The 7,201-nt window shown below is 76.8% G+C and carries 3 protein-coding genes; 1 reads left to right on the top strand and 2 read right to left on the bottom strand.

The genetic code is table 11. From position 1 onward, the window contains the following. Nucleotides 1-128: 128 nt before the first annotated feature. Nucleotides 129-3,575 (top strand): BTAD domain-containing putative transcriptional regulator, encoded by a 3,447-nt coding sequence (locus ACWCSD_RS43810; protein ID WP_449924129.1) that lies wholly within the window; start codon nt 129-131, stop codon nt 3,573-3,575. A gap of 12 nt (nt 3,576-3,587) precedes the next feature. On the opposite strand, the gene ACWCSD_RS43805 is transcribed toward ACWCSD_RS43810, so the two are convergent. Beyond that, nucleotides 3,588-5,363 (bottom strand): ATP-binding cassette domain-containing protein, encoded by a 1,776-nt coding sequence (locus ACWCSD_RS43805; RefSeq protein ID WP_449924126.1) that lies wholly within the window; start codon nt 5,361-5,363, stop codon nt 3,588-3,590. Beyond that, nucleotides 5,345-7,087, bottom strand: coding sequence for an ABC transporter ATP-binding protein (locus tag ACWCSD_RS43800; RefSeq protein ID WP_449924123.1), 1,743 nt, complete (start codon nt 7,085-7,087; stop codon nt 5,345-5,347). Before ACWCSD_RS43800 ends, ACWCSD_RS43805 begins: the two co-directional genes overlap by 19 nt. Nucleotides 7,088-7,201 lie beyond the last annotated feature (114 nt).

Genomic DNA, 7,201 nt, shown 5'->3' with positions numbered 1-7,201 from the left:
CGCCTTGAGCTGCGCGCCCGTGTACGTGCGCACCTGCACGATGTTGCTGAACGGCTGGACGGCGAACGCCTCGCCGTAGGTGACGACGCCGTCGCGAGACCGGGCCGGGCAGCGGCCACGATGGAGCGATGTCGCGAACCTCTCGTCACGAGGAGACAGCCGATGGGGAACGGTGCGGAGGGCTCGGACAGCAGGGCTCCGACGGCGGGACCGGCGCGGCGGGCGTGCGGTTCCGGGTGCTCGGGCCGTTCGAGGTCCTCGGTGCCCGCGGCCCGGTCAGCCCCGGAGGGCCGCGGCAGCGCGCCCTGCTCGCCCGGCTGGTGGCCGCCGCCGGGACGGTCGTCTCCACCGACACGCTGATCGAGGACCTGTACCAGGGCAGGCCGCCGGCGACCGCGGTGGGCTCCGTGCACGTCTACGTGTCGAACCTGCGCCGGGTGCTGGAGCCGGCACGCCCGCCGCGCACGCCGCCCCGGCTGCTGGTGGCCCGCCGGCCCGGCTATCTCCTGGCCACCACGGACGTCGACGCGCTGCGCTTCGCCAAGCTGGTCACCGACGCCGAGCTGCGCCCGCCCGCGCAGGCGCTGCCCCTGCTGGAGGAGGCCCTCGGGCTCTGGCGCGGCGTCCCCTACGGCGAGTTCGCCGACGAGCTGTGGGCCGCCGCGGAGGTGAACCGCCTGGGCGAGCTGCGCATGAACGCGATCGAGTCCCGCGCCCAGGCGCTGCTGGACGCCGGCCGCCCGCAACCGGTGATCCACGAGCTGGAGTCCGAGACGGCGGAGCACCCGCTGCGCGAACGGCTGTGGTGGTTGCGCGCCCTGGCTCTCTACCGGTCCGGGCGGCAGGCCGACGCGCTGGCCACGTTACGCAGGGCGCGGCAGGTCATCGCCGACCAGCTCGGCCTCGATCCCGGGCCCGAGCTGCGGGAACTGGAGAAGGACATCCTCCGGCAGGCGCGGTCGATCACCCCGCCGCCCGAGCCGGGGCCCGTGCGGCTGTCCCTCGTCCGCACCGAGGCCGTTCCGGCCACCGTGGCGCGTGGCGGTGAGGAGGCCACCGCGGCGGGCGGCGGTGAGGAGGCCGCCGGGCACGCCGGTGAGGACGCGTCCGCGCAGGCCGATCAGGCCCGGCGCGCGGCGCGGGGACGGCTGATCGGCCGCGAGCGGGGCCTGGCGGAGCTGACGGCGCTGTCCGGCGCGGCGCACCACAACGGCGTCGTGGTCGCCGCGGTCAGCGGCGAGCCCGGCATCGGCAAGACCCGGCTGCTGCAGGCGTTCCGCGACGAATGCGTGGACCTCGGACATCTGGTGCTGTGGGGCCGCTGCCGCGGAGGGGAGGGCGTGCCGCCGCTGTGGCCGTGGCTCCAGGTGCTGCGCGCGCTGGCCGGGACCGTGCCGCCCGCCGAGCGCCAGGCGCTGAGCGGGCTGCTGGACGACGACTGGCCCACCGGCGCGCCGGCCTCGCCGCACCGCCACCGGGCCGTCGCCCGGTGGCTCGTCGAGGCCGCGCGCGCCCGCCCCCTGGTGATCGTCCTGGACGACCTGCACTGGGCGGACTCCGCCACGCTCGAACTGCTCAGGGACGTCGCCGTGCTGTCCGAGGCGTACCCGGGCGAGCGCCCGCTGCTGCTGGTCACCGCCTTCCGCGACGCGGCGCACGACGACCGGACGGTCACCCCCGCCGCCTCCTTCAACCTCTCGGTGGACGAGGTCCTCTACCAGCTCGCCCGCTACGACCTCGTGCGCATCCGGCTGGGCGGCCTCGACGCCGCCGACGTCGGGACGCTCGCCCGGGAGATGGGCGTCCCGGTGGACGGCTCGACGGCCCAGCTGCTGACCCGGCGCACCGGCGGCAACCCGTTCTTCGTCCGCGAGAGCGTCCGGCTGATGGCGCAGGGCCAGGGCCTGGAGGTCGTGCCCGACGCGGTGTCCGACCTGATCCGCCGGCGGCTGGCCATGCTCGGGCCGCGGGCGACGGAGATACTCCAGCCGGCCGCCCTGATCGGCCGCAGCTTCGATCCCGGGCTGGTCGTCGAGGTGTTCCGGGCCTGCGCGTCGTGGCCGGAGCAGACCTACGAGCTGCTCGACTGGGCCGCCCAGGCCGGGCTGGTCACCAGCGGCGACGGGGTCATGACGTTCGTCCACGACCTGGTCAGGGAGACGCTGATCGCCGGCGTCCCGCCGCTGCGCAGGGGCGTGCTCCACCGGGAGGTGATGCGGGCCCTGTCGGCCAGGCCGAGCACCGACGTGACCGTCATCGCCCACCACGCCGTGGAGGCCGGGCCGCTGGCGTACCGGGAGACGGCGCACTGGGCCCGCGCGGCGGCCGGGCAGGCGAGCCGGCGCATGGCGCACGAGGAGGCCGCCGCCTGGTGGGGACGGGCCGTCGCCGCGCACGGCGCCTGCGACGGCGACCCCGCCCAGCACGTGGAACTGCTTCTGCACCAGGTACGCGCCCTGCTGGACGCCGGAGACGCGATGGGCGCGCGCGACCTGCGGGCCCAGGCCCTGCGCGTGGCCCAGCGCGCCGAAGCCGGCCCCGCCCTGACCGCCCGCGCGCTCACCGCACTGGACGCGCCGGCCATCTGGACGCTGCGCAACCCGTACGAACCGGTGGAACTGCGGCTGGTCGAGCAGTTCGAGGCCACGCTGAGCGCGCTGCCCGAGACCGACGGCGTCGAGCGGACGCTGCTGCTCGGCGGCCTGGCGCAGGAACTGTACAACGGCAGCGACGACGACCTGCGATGCCTGTCGCTGTCGGCCGAGGCCGTCGCGATGGCCCGCCGGATCGCGGACCCGCACCTGCTCATGCGGGCGCTGAACGCGCGCGCGCTGTCCGTGCCGCAGGCGACCCACATCGCCGAGCTCATGGAGATCGCCGACGAGCTGCACGGCCTGGCCGCGCGGACCCGGACGCCGGGCTTCGAGCTGCTCGCCCACATGATGGACACCCACTACCGGCTGGAGATGCACGACCTGGCCGGGGCCGACCTGGCGGCCGCCCGCTGCGAGGCGCTGCTCGACGACCTGCAACTGCCGTGGCCGCGGTTCCAGCACACCATGTGGCGGGCCAACCGGCTCACCCTGGCCGGCCGGTTCGCCGAGGCCGACGCGCTGTACGGCGAGGCCGAACGGCAGGCCAAGCGGATCGGCATGTGGTACGCGGGCGCCGTCGCGGTGAACGGCCGCCTCATGCTGCACTACCAGCGCGGCGCCATGGCCGAGGCGGGCCCGCTCATCGACCTGATCAGCGGCATCCACCCCACCGTGGAACACGACGCCCGGGTGCTGGAGCTGTGCGCCCAGGGGCGCCGGAGCCAGGCCGTGGCCCTGGCCGGGCAGGGGTGGCCCGCTCCGCCGATGGACTGGTCGTGGCTGACCATGACCTGCCTGCAGGGCGCGGCCCAGGCCGCCGCGGGCGACGTGGCGGCCTGCTGGACGACGTACGAGAAACTGCTGCCCTACGCCGGGCGGATCTCCGGGGGGTCGGCGGTGGCCTGCATAGGGCCGGTCGACCACTTCCTGGCCGTGCTGGAGACCGCGCTGGACGCCGGCACCGACGCCGCCGGGGCCTGACGGGCCACCGGTCTACCGTGTCCCGTCGTCGTGCCAGCGGCCGACCAGGTCGGCGTACAGGGGGGACCGGTCGATCAGCTCCCGGTGGGTGCCGGTGAGCACGGTGGTCCCGTCCATCAGGAGGACCTGGCGTGCCCTGACGGCCGAGCTGATGCGGTGCGCGATCACGACCAGGGTGCTGGGCCGGGCCGCCAGCGCCGACTCCGCGCGCAGCTCGGCGGCCGGATCGAGGTGGCAGCCCGCCTCGTCCAGGATCAGGACGCCGGCGGGGGAGGCGTGCACGCGGGCCAGGGCGACGAGCTGCCGCTCCCCGGCCGACAGCGCGGACGGCTCGTCGATCTCCCCGTCGAGGCCGCCCAGCCGCTCGACGAGCGGCCCGGCGCCGACGGCGGCCACGGAGGCGCGCAGGCGCTCGTCGTCCGGGCTCTCGCCGAGCGGCCACAGGTAGGCCAGGTTCTCCCGGACCGTCCCGGCGAAGACGTACGCCTCCTGCGGCACCAGCGCGATCCGGCTGCGCACCGACGCGCCGGGGATCGAGTCCAGGGGCCGCCCGCCGAGCCGCACCCGGCCGCCGGTCGGCCGGAGCAGCCCGGTCATCAGCAGGGCCAGCGTGGACTTGCCGACGCCGCTGGGCCCGACCACCGCGAGATGCCCGCCTTCGCCGATCGTCAGGTCCAGGTCCCGCACGACCGGCGTGGCCCGCGCGGCATAGGCGAACGTCAGGCGCTCGGCCCGCAGCTCGTGACCGGCCGGGACGGCGGTCGCCGGCGTGCCCGCCTCCGCCGGGCCGGGGACGGCGATCGTCTCGGCGATCCTCCGGGTGGTCGCCGCGAGCCCGACCCCCCACCCGCCGAGGGTGTCGAGGATCGTGCGCAGCGCCGGCTCCAGACCGGTGAACAGGTACGTCACCGCCCCCACCACCTCTCCCGCGCTCAGCCGGCCCCCCTCGATCAGCGGACGCGACAGCAGGAGCAGGCCGACCAGCGGCGCGTGCGCGCCGAGCAGGACGGCGACCCGACGCCCCGTGCCCGCCCAGGCGAGCGCGCGGGCCGCCGCGGCCTGCGCGGACACCAGGGCCCGCAACGTGTCCGCGGCCTGGGCCCGCGCCCCGCAGGCGGCGACGTCGCGCAGCCCCGCCACGATGGGCGTGGCCTGCGCGGTCAGCCGCTCCTCGGCGAGCACGAGCGCACGCTGCCGGGCCGTCAGCGCCGGCATCAGCCTGGCGAACGCGGCCAGCGTCAGCACCAGCGGCCCGGCGGCGACGGCGGCGGCCACCGGCGACAGGACGAGCAGCCCCACCAGCGCGGCGATCACCGACATCCCCAGCTCACGGCTGGTGCGCAGCATCGTGGACACGAGCTTGCGCATGGTCTCGACCTGCCCGGTGAGGCGGCTGAGCGCGGCGGCGTCCGGCGCCTGGCCACCGTCGGCCGCGCGGCGGACGGTCGCCCCGGCCACGGCGCGGACCAGCTCGTCGCGCATGGGCTCGACCACCGCGGCGAGATGCGGGAACATCAGCCGGGTCGCGACCGACCTGACGACCATGGTCGCGCCCAGCAGGCCCAGCCAGGCCATGCCGACGCCCGGACGTCCTGCCAGGAAGCCGCGGTCCACCGCGGTGGCGACGAGCAGCCCGGCCAGCAGCGCGGGCGCCGACTCGACGAGCGACCACGCCAGCGCCGGCAGCAGCGGGCGCCGCCGGGCGCGCAGCAGCCCCGCCAGGAACCGCCAGGGCCGGACGGCCTGCCGCCGGTCCGCGGCGGCCCCGGTCACCGTGCGGACGTCCATGTGTCCTCCTCGTCCCGTCGCGGGGTGTCGGCGTGCTCGGCGGCGAACAGGGCGCGGTAGGCCGGGTCCCGCCACAACTCCTGGTGGGTGCCGCGCCCGCGCACCCGGCCGGCGTCGAGCCAGACAACCAGGTCGGCCAGGGCGGCCGTGGCCGGGCGGTGCGCGATGACCAGACGGGTGCGCCCCCGCATGCCCTCGGCCAGGGCACGGCTCACCCGGGCCTCGGTCGCGGTGTCCAGGCTGGAGGTGGCGTCGTCGAGGACGGTCACCCGGGCCTGCCGCAGGAACGCCCGCGCCAGCCCCAGCCGCTGCACCTCACCGCCGGACAGCGGCGCGTCCGCCGCCGGGGTGGCGTAACCGAAGGGGAGGCGGCGGATCACGTCGTGCACGGCCGCGGCCTTCGCGGCGGCGCGCACCGCCTCGGGGGCGCACGCCGGAGCGCCGTAGGAGATCACCCCGGCGATGTCGCCGCCGAGCAGCATCGGGCGTTCGAACGCGTACGCCACGGCATCGCGCAGCAACTGGGGATCGACGTCGCGCAGGGGCACGCCGTCGAGGAGGACCTGGCCGACGTCCGGGTCCGCCAACCGGCCGGCCAGCAGCGCGAGGGTGGTCTTGCCCGCGCCCGAGCCGCCGACGACGGCGGTCATCACCCCGGCCGGTATCTCCAGGTCGACGCCGTCGAGCAGCGGGGCCTGCCCGCGCCGCACCGTCACGCCGCGGAAGGAGAGCGTCCCCGGGCCGGGAGGCAGCGGCCGCGTGCCGGCGGCCGGGACGGGCAGGGCGAGCACGTCGTGCACGCGGACCGCCGCCGACCGGCCGAAGGCCATCCCGAGCAGCGGGTCGATCTGTTCGACGAACACCAGGCCCAGGGCGGTGTAGCCGGCCGTGGCCGGCAGCGCGCCCGCCGGCAGCCGTCCCTGCGCGACGCAGAACCCCGCCACGGCCAGCACGACGACCTCCACCAGCGGCAGGATCAGGGTGATCCGCCACACGCTCTGCGCCTGCGCCCGCCACAGGGCGTGCCCGGCGGCGCTCAGCTCGGGCAGCGGCCGCAGCACGCGGGCGATCTCCCGGTCGGCGGTGCCCGCGGCCCGGACCGTCCGGATGCCGGCCAGGGTCTCGGTGAGGCGCGCGGCCAGCCGGCCCTGGGCCCGCTGGTAGTCGCCGTACAGGCCGGAGACCCGGGCGACGAACACCCGCATGACGACGAGCGCGACCGGGACGCCGCTCAGGAAGGCGACGCCCACCCGCCAGTCGATCGTGAAGAGCGCGACGACGCCGCCCGCCGACAGGACGAGCCCGGACGCGATCTGCAGCAGCGTCGCGGGCACGTAACCGGTGGTCGCGGTGTTGCCCACGAGGCGGTTGACGAGCTCCCCGGCGGGAAAGGCGCCCGCGCCCGCCGCGTCGGTCCGCAGCACCCGGTCGATCGCGCGCAGGCGCAGCAGCCTGGTGGCGGCGGCGACGGACGTGATCCCCGCGACGCCCGAGACGACGTCGGCGAGCGCGGCGGCCAGGAGCAGCGCCGCGAGCTCGGTGTAGGCGGCGGTGGAGCCCGTTCCGGCGAGGACCGCGTTCACCGCCGCGCCCACCGCCGAGGGCAGGGCGAGGGAGACGGCGATCGAGGCCGCCGCGGCGACGGCCGTCCCCGCCAGCGGCGCCCAGGTCGCGCGGGCCGTCCAGGCGATGAGCCGGTCGCCGTGCCGGTGCCCGACGTTCATGAGAGGTCCCTTCACTCCATCGGCTCGATGGCGTGGGTCGTGGGTCGGCGCGGTGGGGGGCCCCCGGGGGGGGCGGCCCCGGGGGGGGGGGGCGCGGGCGGGGGGAGGGGGAGC

The organism is Nonomuraea sp. NPDC001684 (assembly GCF_053596515.1).
This window is presented reverse-complemented; position numbering and strand designations above follow the sequence as displayed.

Excerpts from the sequence above, each read along its gene's own strand:
- ACWCSD_RS43800 (WP_449924123.1), bottom strand. The coding sequence starts at position 7,087 with ATGAACGTCGGGCACCGGCACGGCGACCGGCTCATCGCCTGGACGGCC.
- ACWCSD_RS43810 (WP_449924129.1), top strand. The coding sequence starts at position 129 with ATGTCGCGAACCTCTCGTCACGAGGAGACAGCCGATGGGGAACGGTGC.
- ACWCSD_RS43805 (WP_449924126.1), bottom strand. The coding sequence starts at position 5,363 with ATGGACGTCCGCACGGTGACCGGGGCCGCCGCGGACCGGCGGCAGGCC.